At 69.0% G+C, this 14,280-nt stretch carries 14 protein-coding genes; 7 read left to right on the top strand and 7 right to left on the bottom strand.

The genetic code is table 11. From position 1 onward, the window contains the following. The first annotated feature begins 203 nt into the window (after positions 1–203). Positions 204–695: a phosphatase domain-containing protein gene (locus ACZ4TO_RS03895; RefSeq protein WP_382779287.1), complete on the top strand. Its 492-nt coding sequence runs from the start codon at positions 204–206 to the stop codon at positions 693–695. A 221-nt stretch (positions 696–916) separates the two neighbouring features. Here ACZ4TO_RS03895 and ACZ4TO_RS03890 read toward each other — a convergent pair whose 3' ends face one another. Then, positions 917–1,132, bottom strand: a complete 216-nt coding sequence (locus ACZ4TO_RS03890) for a dodecin (protein WP_103547697.1) — start codon at positions 1,130–1,132, stop codon at positions 917–919. A 261-nt stretch (positions 1,133–1,393) separates the two neighbouring features. Between ACZ4TO_RS03890 and ACZ4TO_RS03885 the strand changes: the two genes are divergently transcribed. Further along, positions 1,394–2,164 carry a cobalt-precorrin-6A reductase gene (locus ACZ4TO_RS03885; RefSeq protein ID WP_468023341.1) on the top strand — a complete coding sequence of 257 codons (771 nt, stop codon included), beginning with the start codon at positions 1,394–1,396 and terminating at the stop codon, positions 2,162–2,164. A 151-nt stretch (positions 2,165–2,315) separates the two neighbouring features. Here the strand turns inward: ACZ4TO_RS03885 and ACZ4TO_RS03880 are convergent, their stop codons facing one another. Next, positions 2,316–3,578: a hypothetical protein gene (locus tag ACZ4TO_RS03880; RefSeq protein ID WP_468023340.1), complete on the bottom strand. Its 1,263-nt coding sequence runs from the start codon at positions 3,576–3,578 to the stop codon at positions 2,316–2,318. A 384-nt stretch (positions 3,579–3,962) separates the two neighbouring features. Between ACZ4TO_RS03880 and ACZ4TO_RS03875 the strand changes: the two genes are divergently transcribed. Further along, positions 3,963–4,373, top strand: a complete 411-nt coding sequence (locus ACZ4TO_RS03875; protein ID WP_468023339.1) for a hypothetical protein — start codon at positions 3,963–3,965, stop codon at positions 4,371–4,373. Between the two features lie 70 nt (positions 4,374–4,443). Here the strand turns inward: ACZ4TO_RS03875 and ACZ4TO_RS03870 are convergent, their stop codons facing one another. From ACZ4TO_RS03870 to ACZ4TO_RS03860, 3 genes are all read right to left on the bottom strand, one after another. Further along, positions 4,444–4,896 carry a hypothetical protein gene (locus ACZ4TO_RS03870; RefSeq protein WP_385038861.1) on the bottom strand — a complete coding sequence of 151 codons (453 nt, stop codon included), beginning with the start codon at positions 4,894–4,896 and terminating at the stop codon, positions 4,444–4,446. 341 nt (positions 4,897–5,237) lie between these two features. Next, positions 5,238–7,070, bottom strand: a complete 1,833-nt coding sequence (locus ACZ4TO_RS03865; RefSeq protein ID WP_468023338.1) for a S8 family peptidase — start codon at positions 7,068–7,070, stop codon at positions 5,238–5,240. A 971-nt stretch (positions 7,071–8,041) separates the two neighbouring features. After that, positions 8,042–8,452 (bottom strand): hypothetical protein, encoded by a 411-nt coding sequence (locus tag ACZ4TO_RS03860; RefSeq protein ID WP_468023337.1) that lies wholly within the window; start codon positions 8,450–8,452, stop codon positions 8,042–8,044. On the opposite strand from ACZ4TO_RS03860, the gene ACZ4TO_RS03855 reads away from it, so the two are divergent. Beyond that, positions 8,421–8,780 (top strand): CAP domain-containing protein, encoded by a 360-nt coding sequence (locus ACZ4TO_RS03855; protein WP_468023336.1) that lies wholly within the window; start codon positions 8,421–8,423, stop codon positions 8,778–8,780. The genes ACZ4TO_RS03860 and ACZ4TO_RS03855 overlap by 32 nt on opposite strands. Before the next feature lie 193 nt (positions 8,781–8,973). Here the strand turns inward: ACZ4TO_RS03855 and ACZ4TO_RS03850 are convergent, their stop codons facing one another. Together ACZ4TO_RS03850 and ACZ4TO_RS03845 are read right to left on the bottom strand one after the other, a co-directional pair. Continuing rightward, a complete protein-coding gene (locus ACZ4TO_RS03850; RefSeq protein ID WP_382779312.1) occupies positions 8,974–10,659 on the bottom strand; it encodes a ribonuclease J in 1,686 nt (561 codons plus the stop codon). Between the two features lie 323 nt (positions 10,660–10,982). Continuing rightward, positions 10,983–11,684, bottom strand: coding sequence for an SMI1/KNR4 family protein (locus ACZ4TO_RS03845; RefSeq protein ID WP_468023335.1), 702 nt, complete (start codon positions 11,682–11,684; stop codon positions 10,983–10,985). Between the two features lie 381 nt (positions 11,685–12,065). Between ACZ4TO_RS03845 and ACZ4TO_RS03840 the strand changes: the two genes are divergently transcribed. From ACZ4TO_RS03840 to ACZ4TO_RS03830, 3 genes are all read left to right on the top strand, one after another. Then, positions 12,066–12,200 (top strand): hypothetical protein, encoded by a 135-nt coding sequence (locus tag ACZ4TO_RS03840; protein ID WP_468023334.1) that lies wholly within the window; start codon positions 12,066–12,068, stop codon positions 12,198–12,200. Between the two features lie 247 nt (positions 12,201–12,447). Beyond that, a complete protein-coding gene (locus ACZ4TO_RS03835; RefSeq protein ID WP_468023333.1) occupies positions 12,448–13,698 on the top strand; it encodes an IS256 family transposase in 1,251 nt (416 codons plus the stop codon). A gap of 289 nt (positions 13,699–13,987) precedes the next feature. Then, positions 13,988–14,188: a hypothetical protein gene (locus ACZ4TO_RS03830; protein WP_468023332.1), complete on the top strand. Its 201-nt coding sequence runs from the start codon at positions 13,988–13,990 to the stop codon at positions 14,186–14,188. The last annotated feature ends 92 nt before the right edge of the window (positions 14,189–14,280 follow it).

Below are 14,280 nucleotides of genomic sequence, written 5' to 3'. Positions count from 1 at the left end.
CCCCTGTTCGGCCCACGGTTTACCTACCGTTCGATATACCGAATGGCGTACGACAGGCTGTTCGGGGATTACGGTAGGGGCCCACCGATGATGTGAACAGAGCCTGGAGGGACGGAAGTTGAGCGTGTTCACGCCTCTTCGCGGCCCCTGGGCGGAGGGTTGCGGCGCGGCCGTTGTCGGAGCCGCTGTCTAGGCTGGTCCGTGTGAAGGAACAGACCAGCAGACCCCTCGCCGTGTTCGACCTGGACGGCACGCTCGCGGACACCGCGCACCGGCAGCGGTTCCTGGAACGCTCGCCGCGGGACTGGGACGCGTTCTTCGCGGCGGCGCCCGAGGACCCGCCGCTCGCGGAGGGCGTCGCCCTCGCGCTGAGCAGCGCGCGGGAGTGCGAGGTGGTCTATCTGACCGGCCGCCCCGAGCGATGCCGGCGGGCGACGGTGGAATGGCTGGCCGAGCACGGCCTCCCCGAGGGGCGCATCTGGATGCGGCGCAACGACGACCGCAGGCCCGCCCGCCGCACCAAGCTGGAGATCCTTCGCCGGCTGGCCCGCGACCGGGAGATCCGCGTCCTCGTCGACGACGACGAATTCGTGTGCGAGGAGGCGGAGCGGGCCGGCTTCACGGTCGTACGGGCACGGTGGGCGGCCGCGTCGGCGGCACTGAAGGACGCGCAGGAGCGGGAGGGGCGGACCTGAGGGGATCCCTGGTCGACGGGGGCCTGAGGGAGTCCGGCGGGCGGGGCCTGCGGAATCCCCGGCAAGCGGGGAACTGAGGGCTCCCCCGGGTTTCCCGGCAGGCGGACGTGCCTGAGGGGTTCTCCGACAGGCGGAGCAGCTCTGAGGAGACCCCCGCGGGCAGAGTAGGCCTGGGGAGGGGTATCCCTTGGGCGGGGTGGACCCGTGCGGCACGGGTCGGGTCAGTCGGCGTCCTCCAGCCGGAAACCGAGCTTCAGACCGACCTGGTAGTGCTCGATCCGCCCGTTCTCGATCTGCCCCCTGACCTGGGTGACCTCGAACCAGTCGAGGTTGCGCAGGGTCTGCGAGGCCCGGGTGACCCCGTTGCGAATGGCCTGGTCGACGCCTTCGTGAGAGGTCCCGACGATCTCGGTGACCCGGTAGGTGTGCTCGGACATGCGGCTGCTCCTCTCCGCCGTGGCGCGAGTGCCAGGCGTGATTCCACGGTGCCCCACCGGGTGGCGCTCCGCGAGACGGCGGGGGTGCGGCGGGTGACGTGGGGTGGTCGGAGACGGGTCCGGATGGGTTCTGAGCCCAGCGGACGCGTCCGGGTGAGGCCGGTGTGTTTGAGTGAGGCGCGGCGACGGCCGGGCCGCACCGCCCGTGCCGCACTGTGCAGCGGTCGGCTGTGCCGCATTCTTCGGAAGGAACCGGACATCGTGCACGTACTGATCCTCGGTGGTACGACCGAGGCCCGTCGCCTTGCCGAGAACCTGACGGCGGGGACGCGGCCGGACCTCCGGGTGACGAGCTCGCTGGCCGGACGGGTGGGCGCGCCCCGGATGCCGCCGGGCGAGGTGCGGGTGGGCGGCTTCGGCGGTGCGGAAGGCCTGGCGCGCTGGCTGGGTGAGCACGCGGTGGACGCGGTCGTGGACGCCACGCACCCCTTCGCCGGAACGATGAGCTCCAACGCGGCATGGGCCGCGGCCGCCACGGGCGTTCCCCTGCTCGCGCTGAGGCGCCCCGGCTGGGTCGCGGTCGAGGGGGACGACTGGCACGAGGCCGGTTCACTGGAGGAGGCCGCCGCACTCCTGCCCTCGCTGGGCCGCAGGGTGTTCCTGACGACGGGCCGACTGGGCCTGGCGGCCTTCGCGTCGCTGGAGGACCTGTGGTTCCTCGTACGTTCCGTGGACGCACCGCAGGCCCCGGCCCCGCCCCGCATGGAGGTGCTGCTGGACCGAGGCCCGTTCACGCTCCAGGGAGAACGGGAACTGCTCCGGCGTCACGCCATCGACGTGCTGGTGACGAAGGACAGCGGAGGCGAGGCCACCGCCCCGAAACTGACAGCGGCCCGGGAGGCGGGCCTGCCGGTGGTCGTGATCCGCAGACCCCCGGTGCCGTCCGGGGTCCCGATCGTGGCAACCCCGGAGGCAGCCGCCGCCTGGCTCGACGACGGGATCCACTTGGGCGCGTTCCCGGACATCGGCTGAGGCCGAAGCGCCTGCGACCAGCGGACCCGCCGACGCCGGGGATCGCTAAGATCACCGTCCTGAACCCGAGTTCGGAGGTGCGTCCGGACGCGAACACCTCCGCTTGGAACCGGGAACCGCCTGAGGTGTCACCGCTCGCGTCGGACGGTTGTCAGCTCTCATTCCGGGCTCGGCGGCGGCGCGCGATGAGGAGCGTGCCCGCACCCGTGATCACTGCCGCGGCAGCCGCGCCCGTGATCGGCAGTGTCGAGGAGCCGGTCTCTGCGAGGTTGCCGCCGTTCGACGTCGTTCCGTTGTCACCGGTCGACGACGACCCGCCTGCCGAGCCGCCCGAGCCATTGGTCGAGCCGCCCGTCGAACCGTTGGAGCCGCCGGTCGAGGCGCCCGTCGAACCGTTGCCGCCACTGGTCGAGCCGCCCGTCGAGCCGGTCGACCCCCCGCCCGTGACGTCCAGCGTGATGTCGGCCTTGTCGTTTGCCTTGTCGTGGTCGAACGGCCGTGGTCCGGTGCTCAGCGCGATCGAGCCCTTGGCGCCCGCGATCCGCTTGTCGATCTTCAGCTTGAAGGTGTAGCCCATTTGGGCGTCCTCGGCCATGTGCATACCGACGTGCGCGGGGCAGCGATACTTCCCGCCGTCGGCGTGGCAGTAGTAGTCGCGCTTGACGACCGAGGTCCCGGCGGGAGGCGTGATCATGATCTGGACGCCCTGCTCCCCTTCGTCCCCTTCCAGGACCCAGGCGGGCCCGGCGTTGGCGAACGCCACCTTCATCGTCACCGTGTCACCGACCCGCCCCCTCAACGCGGCGCCCGTCACCTGGTAGTCGGCCGTGTTGACGGAGGTGACCGACACGTTGACACGTTTCGCGGAGCCCTCGCCCCCGGCCGGTTGCTCGACCAGTTTCACCGCCGGCGCGGTCCCCGGCACCGACGGTTCTCCGTTCTCGTCGTCCATCGGGGCGCCGCCCTCCTCGACACGCACGCGCAGCCTGTCGTGGAACGCGCGGTCCAGTGCCGTGACCCGGAGAGGTTTCTCGGGCGTGTAGACGACGCCCGGCCCCACCGCCTGGTCGAACGTGCACGTCGCGGTCCAGTTCTCGGGCATCTCGTCGTAGGACCTGATGTGCTGTACACGGCAGTTGGAGGGAACGTCCACGAAGGCGAGCCCCCGGGTGACGGAGTAGGAGACCCACACCTTCTCGGCGGTCCCGACGCCCTTGTTCGCCACGGTGACCGGCAGGTCGAAGGTGCCCCCCGGTTTCAACCCGTGGATCGGCTCGACGCCTCCGACGACCAGTTCGGGTGCGGTTCCGTCGCCGAAGGCCGCGGGAGCCACGGCCAGCACGATCAGGCCGGCAGCGCCGAGGGCGGCGACAACGGCACCGGAGGCGCGACGGTTGTGTGGGGGTATCGGCATGGAGAGATCCTCTGTCGGGACGCGGGTAAACGGACGGTGCCCTCCGGGGGAACAGTCCTTCGTTCCCTAGACCCTTGCCGATCTCGAACGGTTGTACATCCGATGCCTTCTCCGCCACGGGATCACCTCCTTGTGACCGACCGCGGCGGCCATCCGCCGCAGGCATCCGGCCGGCACCCGATCGAGGAATGAGCGGCCGTACGCCGTGGTCGGGCTCCAGAGCGAGGCCTGGCAAGGCGGAGGCATGGGAGTTGCGGCAGCTCAAGGCGGCGCACGCGCAGAGAGGATCCCGACGGTTCGTGCGGCTGGTGCACGAGGTGCGCGCGGGCACGAACTGGTGGCGCATCAGGGGCCGTTGGCCCTCTCGATGGGTACTGTGCCGACGTGGCTGACGAGAAGGACAGCGGGAGCGGCTCGATACGGCAACGTCCGTGGGATCTGGTGGTGGAGACCGTCTTGCTGGAACTCGTCGGCCTGGCTTTCTTTGGGATCGCCACCCTGGTGGCGTGGCTGTTCGGGTGGCTGCCCGACCCCACTCTCGGCATGTTGACCACGAGCATGCTGGGGCTCTGGCCTGCGGTTGAGTTGTACCGTGCGGGACCGCCCCGACGGCTCGCCGTTGTTGCCGCTGTCCTTGCGCTGGCAACGGTGACAGTGCTTGTGGCTGCAGTGGCGAACTGGGCCCTTCCCGCGTCGGCTGACTCAGACGTCGGCATCCTCATCGGCTACGTCGTCGCCCTACCCGTCGCCGCGGCTGTGTTCGCGTGGTTCATCAACAGGGCGAACGTTGCCTGATGCGGCACTGGCCAACCCTCGGTCAGGGTTGTAGTTGGCCGGTCCGGCCAACCGGATGCTCGGCCACGAGTCAGTGGAACCAGACGACAAGGCGTACGTTGTCAGCTCCGTGGACTTCGCTGAGGATGCGCATGACGCTCCAGACCCGGCCCCAGTCTGTGTCGCTGCCCGCGGCTGACGCGCGGGTCCGTGTGCCTGAGGCGTCGGTCTCCCGCCAGTCCGTGATGCTCACCTCGGCCCAGGTCAGCCAGGTGGTCCCGTGCACATCGCGAGGGCCGCCACAGTCCGCGAACGCACCTCGCAGCCCGTCCGAGGCGTCATCCGGAAAGCCACGGTCTTCCGCCAGGGGACGGAAGCCGAAGGAATTTCGGACTCCGAAGAGGCACGCCAGGCCGTCGTAGGCGTTGCCCTGGTTGATGAGGAAGAGATCGATGCCGGCCTCCCACACCGAGTCCTCGTCGCCAGGGCCCCATAGACGGGCCCCCGGCCGGCATTCGATCATTCCGCTGACATCGGTCGACATGGAGCGATCCTGCCGTCGCGGGCCAGGAGGCGGCATCTCCATTTCCCGTGCTCGCACGAGGCCCGGTCGGGCCTCACGGCCAGATGGCCTTGCCTCTGAGTCAGCTCCGCGGGGAGGCGCACGGTGAGCTGGATGGGCCCCGGGCCGGTCGCGGGCTTCCGGACGCTCCGGCAAATGGCCCCGACCGCGGTGCTCACCGCTGTCGGGGCCCATGTGCCCTCTGCCCGCCGGTAGTTCGCAGCCCTGGCCGATCAGACCCCAGCCCGCCCTGTCCGTGGCCGCGGGCAAGGAGCTGTCGCCAGTGCAGTGCGTGTTGTACGCGGGTGTTACCGGGCCCTGCGCTAGAAGGTCAGGTTCCAGGCGTCGATCTTGCCTGTGTCGGAGGCGGCGTTGTCGTTGACGCGCAGCTTCCAGGTGCCGTTCGCGACCTCCGAGGCGGCGTTCACGGTGTAGGTCTGGGCGATGTTGTCGGCGCTGCCGCCGGCGTGGTTGTGCAGCGTGTAGACGGTGCCGTCCGGCGCCACCAGGTCGACCTTCAGGTCACCGATGTAGGTGTGCTTGATGTCCACACCCACCTTGAGGGTGGCCGGCGCGTTGCCGGTCACGCCGGTCACGGCGATCGGGCTCTCCACGGTCGCGTTGTCGTTGATGGCGAAGTCCGCGAGGTTCTCGAAGTACTTACCGGGCGGCGGGGTGGTCCCGACGGCCTTGAGGGCGTCGACCTGTCCTTCGCCGAAGAACGCATTGTTGGCCGTCGTGCCCGTGCAGCGGCTGTCCGAGGGGCAGGCGACGTCGTTGGCCTGGGCGGCCAGCTTGGCCCGGATCTGCGCCGGGGTGATGCCCGGGTTGGCGCTGGCGATCAGTGCCGCCACGCCGACGACATGCGGGGTGGCCATCGAGGTGCCGCTCTTGCTGCCGTAGCCGCCGCCGGGGACGGTGGAGTACACGTTGCTGCCCGGCGCCGCGACGTCGATGACGCCCTGCCCGAAGTTGGAGAACGAGGCCTTGGTGACACCCGTACCGTTGGCCGCGACCGTGACCACGCCCGGCAGCTCGGTCGGGATGTCGAGGCAGGCGTTGGTGATCGTGCGGGTGACCGGCGTCGAGTCGTTCGGGCTCGCGGAGTCGGTCGTCTTGTGGGCGAGGTCGTAGTTCTCGTTGCCCGCGGCGGCGATCTGCAGGGAGCCCTTGCCCTCGGCGTACTCCTGGGCGCGCTTGACGCCCTCGATGATGGCGGCCTGGTCGATGTTGTCCGGGCAGTTGAACTGCCACGGGTCCGTGTAGTAGCTGTTGTTGGTGACCTTGAAGCCGTGGTCACCGGCCCAGACGAAGCCGCAGATGGTGTTCTCGGCGAAGAAGAAGGAGTTGCCCGGCTCCGCGACCCGGACCGCGGCGATCTTCACCCCGGGGGCCACGCCGACGACACCCTTGCCGTTCTTGGCCGCGGCGATGGTGCCCGCTACGTGGGTGCCGTGCGTGTCGACGTCCCGCCAGGCGCCGACACGGGTGTCGGGCTTGCCGTAGGCGCAGGAGACCGAGTCGGTCGCGTCGAAGTTGGGCGCCAGGTCCTGGTGCTGGTCGTCCACACCGGTGTCCAGGATGCCGACCGTGACGGAGGCGGAGCCCGGGTTCACGGCCCAGGCCTGGTCGGCCTTGATCTGGCTCATGTCGGCCCGGACCGGTTCTCCGGCCGGGGTCGAGGCCTGGGCCGGATTGGCCGGGAGCGCCGGGTTGTAGGCGTCGGCCGGGACGTCCGAGGTGCGCGTGGCGCCGACCTGCTGCACGCCCGCGACGCCGCGCATGGTGGCGGCGAAACCGCTGGACGCAGAGTGGGCGACGATCACGCCGATGGCGTCGAAGTTCGAGAACACGGTGCCGCCGTTGGCCGCGATCGCGGAGCGGACCGCCGAACTGTCACCGGGGGCGGTGATCACGAGGTAGGCACGCGTGCCGGCCACCCAGGCCGCACTCTGAGAAGTCGGCGCGGCGGCCGGAGCGTGGGCCTTGGCGGCCGGCACGGGGGAGGGGCCGACGGGGAGCGTGCCCGCGAGGGCGCCCGGGGCGCCGAACGCGAAGGCGGCGCCGACCGCGGCCGCCAGGACCAGCGTGCGTCTGGTCCGGTTTGATATGTGGGGTATCAATGCGTCCTCCGGAGACAGCCCCGCCGTGCTCATGACACCAGTGGGGCCGTACGAAACGAGTGGTGGATGCAAGATGTCAGGCTCGTGCTCCTGTACGGAAGTACCTTTCCGTACAGGGGCGTTGTAGGGGAATGGCTGAAAAAAGACGTACTCCGGGCATCGGGGGTCGGGATCCACGGGAGCTCGACGACGTCGACCGCGCCCTGACGTACGCCGCCGACCTGATGTCGGCCGTCGACGGGGTGGGTCGACTGCCAGTGTGTTGGCTGACCGGGGTGTGCCCGCAGTTCGGTGACGAGTCCGCCGCCGGGCAGGCCGCGCTGCTGCCCGGCCGCCGACACCGACGGACGTCACGGCATCCACGCCGACGACCTCGACGCGCTCCTGCGCACGGTCACCGCCGCCTGACTCCCCCCGGCGCGCAGGTCACCGAAAGGGTTGCAGGGCACGGCAGTGACATCCCTCACGCGCCCGGTCCCCATCAACGTGCCGCGATAGTACGTGGCGTGTGGCCGATATAGGCGGATCTGGCGTATGGAAGCGGGCATACGTGGCATCTCGGCCGGGGTCACTTGCCCGGGTCGCCGACCTCGAGCGGCCGGACCGCCTCTGCCGCCCTTCTGACGGAATGTGAGGCGTCGTCGATGTCCGGCGAGGCGGCCCGGCACAGTCCCGGGCCGGATTCAAGAGTGCCCATCGTCTACTAGGTGAAGTAGTAGAAGCCCCCGTTGTCGTGCCCTCCCTCGGCTTTTAACAATGACGGCCCCGCAAGGCGTCCCCGCAGGTCAAGCACAGGTGTCTGTGTGAAGCCGAGCCCGCCGGAGGCGCAAAGAGAGTCGACCGAACGAGGTCCGCATGAGGAACCACCGGAAGCACGGCCGGAAGACGCGCCGCAGGCCCATAGCCGTTGCCGTTCTGGCTCTGGGCGCGGTGGCGGTGCCGTCCGCCGCCATGGCGTGCATGGGCGACGGAGGAGCCGAGGCCATCACCGCCACGTCCAGCGGTCACCGGACGGACGGGAGGAAGGCGTCCTGGGACGGACACCGGACGGACGGGAGGAAGGGGTTCTGGGACGGGCACCGGAGGCGGGACGTCCGAACCGCGAAGCCCACCGCGACGGCTTCACCCTCGGCCTCCCCGACGACCTCTCCCAGGACTGAGGCACCAGCCTCGAAGAAGTCCAAGGCGCCCGTCTCGAAGGCGACCACCCCGCCGGCCCCGACGAGGACCACCGTCCCGACTAGGACTGCCGCCCCTACGAGGACCGCTGCCGCGCCGAAGCCGACTGCCGCGCCCCCCTCGACGGCCGCCGCACCGAAGCCGCCCACCGTCACGGCACCCGCCGCAAGCACGGCGACCCCCGCGTCCGCCGCCGTCGCCCGCGTGGTCGCCCTGGTCAACAGCGAGCGCGCCAAGGTCGGTTGCTCCCCGCTCGTCCTGAACGCGAAGCTCTCGCAGGCCGCCCAGGCCCACAGCGCGGACATGGCGAGCCACAACACCATGTCGCACACCGGTTCCGACGGGTCCGACCCGGGACAGCGGATCACGCGCGCGGGCTACCTCTGGAGCACCTACGGCGAGAACGTCGCGTACGGGTACTCCACGCCCGAGCAGGTCATGGCGGGCTGGATGGCGAGCGCCGGCCACAAGCGCAACATCCTGGACTGCGGCTTCAAGGAGATCGGCGTGGGGGTGGCGCAGCCCGGCAACTACTGGACGCAGGACTTCGGCACGGCCCGCTGACGCTGACGGGCCCCACGCCCGGCACGGGCCGCCGACCATCACGCCGGCCGCCGCCCGCCGGCCGCTCCGCTCGCTCCGGAGCGGCCGGCGGCGGGACCGCTGGTGGAGATCTTGACGCGCTGGGTGCCGATCACACAGGCTGATGGCTCGGCATGGCATTCCGTCCCTCACTCTCCCGCAGGAACTGAGGGGCTCAGGCGTCGATGATGACGGGGATGATGAGAGGCCTGCGGCGGTAGGTGCGAAACGCCCAGTTCGCCACGGCGCGGGCGATGAGCTGTTCGAGTTGGATCGCGTCTCCGACGCCTTCGGCGGCGGCGGTGGCCAGGGTCTTCTCGATGACGGGGACGACCGGCTCGAAGGTGCTGTCGTCATGGGCGAAGCCGCGGGCCAGGAAGTCGGGGGCTTCGGCGAGGGCGCCGGTGTCGGCGTCGACGATCGCCACCACCGTGACCACACCCTCTTCCCCGAGCGTGCGGCGGTCCTTGAGGGAGGCTTCGGTGACGCCGCCGACCTCCATCCCGTCTACGTAGACGTAGCCTGCGGGGACCTTACCGGTGATGGACGCGCGGCCGTCGACGAGGTCGACGACGACGCCGTCCTCGGCGATGACGACCCGGTCCGGGTCGACACCGGTACGGATGGCGAGGTCGCCGTTGGCCTGCAGGTGGCGCCATTCGCCGTGCACGGGCATGACATTGCGGGGTTTGACGATGTTGTAGCAGTAGACGAGTTCGCCGGCGCTGGCGTGCCCGGAGACGTGGACCTTGGCGTTGCCCTTGTGGACCACGTGGGCGCCCCACCGGGTGAGCCCGTTGATGACGCGGTAGATGGCGCTCTCGTTGCCGGGGATGAGGGAGCTGGCGAGCAGGACGGTGTCGCCCTTGCCGATACGGATCTGGTGGTCGCGGTTGGCCATCCGCGACAGCGCGGCCATCGGTTCGCCCTGGGAGCCGGTGCAGACCAGAGTGATCTTGTGGTCCGGGAGCTTCTCCAGTTCCTTCGTGCTCACGACCAGACCGGAGGGGACCTTCAGATAGCCCAGGTCACGGGCGATTCCCATGTTGCGGACCATCGACCGGCCGACGAAGGCGACCTTGCGGCCGTGCTGGTGGGCGGCGTCCAGGACCTGTTGGATGCGGTGCACATGGCTGGCGAAGCTGGAGACGATGACCCGGCGCGGCGCGGTGCGCAGCACCTGCTCGATCGCCGGGTTCAGCTCACGCTCGGAGGTGGTGAAGCCGGGTACCTCGGCGTTGGTGGAGTCGGTGAGGAACAGGTCCACGCCCTCCTCGCCGAGGCGGGCGAAGGCACGCAGATCGGTGATGCGGTCGTCGAGAGGGAACTGGTCCATCTTGAAGTCGCCGGTGTGCAGCACCATCCCGGCGCCGGTGCGGATCGCGACCGCGAGGCCGTCCGGGATGGAGTGGTTGACCGCCACGAACTCGCAGTCGAAGGGCCCGAAGCTGCGCCGGTCGCCCTCCCGTACGCGCACCGTGCGCGGCCGGATGCCGTGTTCCTTGAGCTTGGCCTCCAGGAACGCCAAGGTCAGCTTGGAGGCGACGATGGGAATGTCGGACCGCTCGCGCAGCAGGTAGGGCACGCCGCCGATGTGGTCCTCGTGGCCGTGGGTGAGGACCACGGCCACGATGTCGTCCAGCCGGTCCCGGATGGAGGTGAAGTCCGGAAGGATCACGTCTACGCCGGGCTGGTTCTCTTCGGGGAACAGCACGCCGCAGTCGACGATGAGCAGCTTGCCGGCGTACTCGAAGACGGTCATGTTGCGGCCGATCTCGCCCAGGCCGCCCAGGGCGATGACCCGCAGCCCTCCTTCGGGAAGGGGCGGAGCGGCTTTCAGCTCGGGGTGTGGATGACTCATGCCTGGACGTTACCCGGAGAATGGGACGACGTGATCCATTGCCTGGGCGATCGTTCCTCCTGCCGAGCGGATCGAGCGGTGCCGACAGCAGGCCGACGACCGTCTCACCGGCCGTCTGCAGGGCCCCGGCTCCTGGTACTGCAACGGTGCTTGTCCAGATTGCCGGGCAGCTTTCAGGGGCTGTGTCCGCGTCGTTTGCAGTGGGGGCAGACGGGATCGGAGCCGGGGTAAGTGGTGGGCTGGGGCGCGAGGGTCAGCGGCGCTGGTGCTCGCGGTCGGCGAGGTCGATCATCGTGAGACGCGGCAGAGCCACCAGGCCTTGATCATCGAGCTGCCCTCTCGCGTTGCTCAAGCCACTCGATGTACCAGCTGCGGAAGGTGTGACGGTTTCCGTTTGTGTCGACGTACGGCTCGAAGGGCGGGTTGTCCCCACAGTCCCGGTCGCGGAGTTCCCCGCGGTGCGGGCCGACGACGATGAGCCAGCCACTCATTCCGCATCCGTTGTCGCTGATGGGGATGGCACCCCGCACTCGTTCCCGGAACCAGACATCCTCGCCGACGTCGCCGAAGACCTTGCGGTAGTCGCCCAGATAGTCGTCGTCTTCGTCACGGGTGGTGGGTTCGTACCCTGCGGCGCGAAGGGTTGCCATCTGCTGGTCGGCCCAATCTTCCGTCTCGACGAACGGCCCACTGGGGTCCAGCAGTAGGGGATGATCCTCGTCGTCGTCCCAGACCCATGCCCACTTCGCGTCGATTCGGCGCAACGACGTGAGCTCAAGTGCGGGTCCGGGGCCGCCGGCTCCGACCTCCGCCAGAAATGTGCGGTACTCGTCGGGGAGCGCGACACCGAACTGTGCTTCCACCTCGGCGATCTCCGGGAGGGTCAGGACGGGTTCGAACGTCGGGTGTCGAGACGGCCCACGGCCACCCGCTCGACGCTCGGCCTCCTCCACCGCGATCACACGCTCCCGAACTCCCGACCAGTACACGCGCGTGTTCACAACTCTCCCATCGACGGCGAGCACGGAGACTAGTCCCTGCCACCGACATCCGACCTCCGTCCGGACTGAAGCAGCGCCGGTCACTGGAGAAGTGGGACGGTTCAACGGCTGGTCGGCACGGAGGACGGGCTGACATCAGCGGCTGACACCAACAGGAGCGAACAATGGCGGTCAGCACCAGGTCTCGGCGGACCGTCGACCGAAGCGCCGGACTGGTCGAGCAGCGTCGGTAGCTTCCCGCGATCGACCTGACAAAGCAGGGGATCAAGCGCAAAGCGTCCATGTGCAGCCCGGATCAGTCTTCGGCGTCGTGGTAGCAGACCGTAAGACTCGGCCGATAGCCGTCCGCGGTGATCTCCGGCGGGTGCCCACATCGGCCATGACCTGCTGGCCTACGCAGGGCAGTTGGCAGCACAGCCCGCCGACGCCTACCTTCCCATCGACCTGAACGTCCGCCCCACTGCCTCGCCGGCCGAAGCACTCCAGACCATTACCGCCTGCGGTGGGTTCGCGGCGATGGGCGTCGCCGAAATCCTCTGAACGGCTCCCAAGCAGGACCGGCCTTGCGCCGGACGGGGTCCGCGGCGCACAAGATAGAGTCCACGGCTGACATCAACGACGCCGGACAGTGCGTACGTCGGTGACTCTGCTCGGCCACGTCACCTCGAGCAATGCTCGGAACCTGTGGATCAGCGCTGGGAGCAACGCATGGGGCGTACCTTCCCGATGATCCTGTGATGGTCTCCGAGTAGGCCCGCATTGCAGCGCGGGTCGGGAAGGCATGCCCATGCTCAGCGTAGTCACGGACGACGGCTCCACCCAGTCTGGCTCCTTGATCGACGAGATCGTCCGCGAAGGCGCCCGCCGGATGCTCGCCGCCGCGCTGGAGGCGGAAGTCAACCAGTACATAGCCGAGTTGGCTGCCGAGACCGACGAGTGCGGGCGGCGCCGCGTCGTCCGTAACGGCCACCACCGGGCCCGGACCGTGGTCACCGCGGCCGGACCAATCGAGGTCAGGGCACCGCGGGTGAATGACCGGCGGGTGGACGAGGCGACCGGCGAGCGCAAGCGGTTCTCCTCGAAGATCCTTGCGCCGTGGTGCCGCAAGTCGCCGAAGATCTCGGAGGTACTGCCGCTGCTCTACCTGCACGGACTGTCGTCCGGGGACTTCGTCCCGGCCCTGGAACAGTTCCTCGGCGGCACGGCTGGCCTGTCGCCAGCGACGGTGACCCGCCTGACGAAGCAGTGGGCCGACGACCACTCCGCCTTCCGGGACCGGGACCTGTCGGACCGGGACTTCGTCTATGTGTGGGCCGACGGTGTGCACCCGAAGATCCGGCTCGGGCAGGCCCACTCGTGCGTGCTGGTCCTGCTCGGGGTGCGTCTGGACGGCACCAGGGAACTCATCGCGCTCGCCGAGGGCCTGCGGGAGTCCACCGAGTCATGGGCCGACCTGCTGCGCGACTGCCGCCGACGTGGCATGCGCGACCCCGAGCTGGTCATCGGCGACGGCACGATGGGCCTGTGGAAGGCCCTCGCCGAGGTCTTCCCCGCAGCCCGCCACCAGCGCTGCTGGGTCCACAAGGCCCGCAACTTCACGAACTGCCTGCCGAAGACCGCGCAGCCCGGCGCGATCAGGGCGATGCAGGAGATCTACAACGCTGAGGACCGTACCCACGCCGAGAAGGCGATCGAGGCGTTCACCCGCACCTACGGCACGAAGTGGCCCAAGGCCGTCGCGAAGATCACCGACGACCGGGACGAACTGCTGGCGTTCTACGACTTCCCCGCCGAGCACTGGGTTCATCTGCGGACGACGAACCCCATCGAGTCGACCTTCTCAACGGTCAAGCTCCGCACCAAGGTCACTCGCGGCGCAGGCAGCCCCGCCGCAGCACTCGCGATGGTGTTCAAGCTCGTGGAGTCCGCGCAGGCCCGCTGGCGGGCGATCACCGGAGCACACCTGGTGCCCCTGGTCCGGGCTGGCGCGAGGTTTGAGAATGGGATTCTGGTCGAGCGCCAAGGGCAGGCCGCGTAAGTGGGAGGATGAACCACCCCTCCCACATCCACCATCGGAACAAAGGTGATCAGAGATGGTTCCTCGGATCGGCGACCACGTGATCGTCTCCTGTGAGCCAGCAGCCGCTCGGGTGGTTGGGGTAGATCGCTACATCACGCTGGAATGGCCATGGAGAGCGATCGACAATTCCTCCAATTTCCGATGGAACGGGCAGGTCGCACTCCCGCACGGCGAGTCCCACGAGGAATGGAGCCCATTTCGTCTCGAGCCGGCACCTTCCGCCCTCCGCGTTGGAGACGTTTGCGCCGTGTTCATCCCGCCAACCAAGCTCTACGTGGGGCACTACGAGGAGTACCACCCTCCACGCAACCTCGGCTGGGCTCCCGCGCCCACCGCAGGACTCTACGTCGTACCACTGGAGAGGATGGACGTGGACATGGAGTACGCGGGGTACATGCTCTACCTGGGCGGATCTGATCCCATTCGCGTCGAACCACTCAACGACTGACCCGACACGTCGGTCTCCAGCATCACGTAGCCAAGGAATGATCTGAGCCACACAACTCATCCACAAGTCTTGACTATTGCTCCGTCACCCTC

The organism is Streptomyces sp. NPDC028298, from assembly GCF_055565895.1.
Note: the sequence above shows the minus strand (reverse complement) of the source record. Positions and strands in the feature narration are given on the sequence as shown.

Excerpts from the sequence above, each read along its gene's own strand:
- ACZ4TO_RS03890 (WP_103547697.1), bottom strand. The coding sequence starts at position 1,132 with ATGTCCGAGCACACCTACCGGGTCACCGAGATCGTCGGGACCTCTCAC.
- ACZ4TO_RS03880 (WP_468023340.1), bottom strand. The coding sequence starts at position 3,578 with ATGCCGATACCCCCACACAACCGTCGCGCCTCCGGTGCCGTTGTCGCC.
- ACZ4TO_RS03870 (WP_385038861.1), bottom strand. The coding sequence starts at position 4,896 with ATGTCGACCGATGTCAGCGGAATGATCGAATGCCGGCCGGGGGCCCGT.
- ACZ4TO_RS03865 (WP_468023338.1), bottom strand. The coding sequence starts at position 7,070 with ATGAGCACGGCGGGGCTGTCTCCGGAGGACGCATTGATACCCCACATA.
- ACZ4TO_RS03850 (WP_382779312.1), bottom strand. The coding sequence starts at position 10,659 with ATGAGTCATCCACACCCCGAGCTGAAAGCCGCTCCGCCCCTTCCCGAA.
- ACZ4TO_RS03835 (WP_468023333.1), top strand. The coding sequence starts at position 12,448 with ATGCTCAGCGTAGTCACGGACGACGGCTCCACCCAGTCTGGCTCCTTG.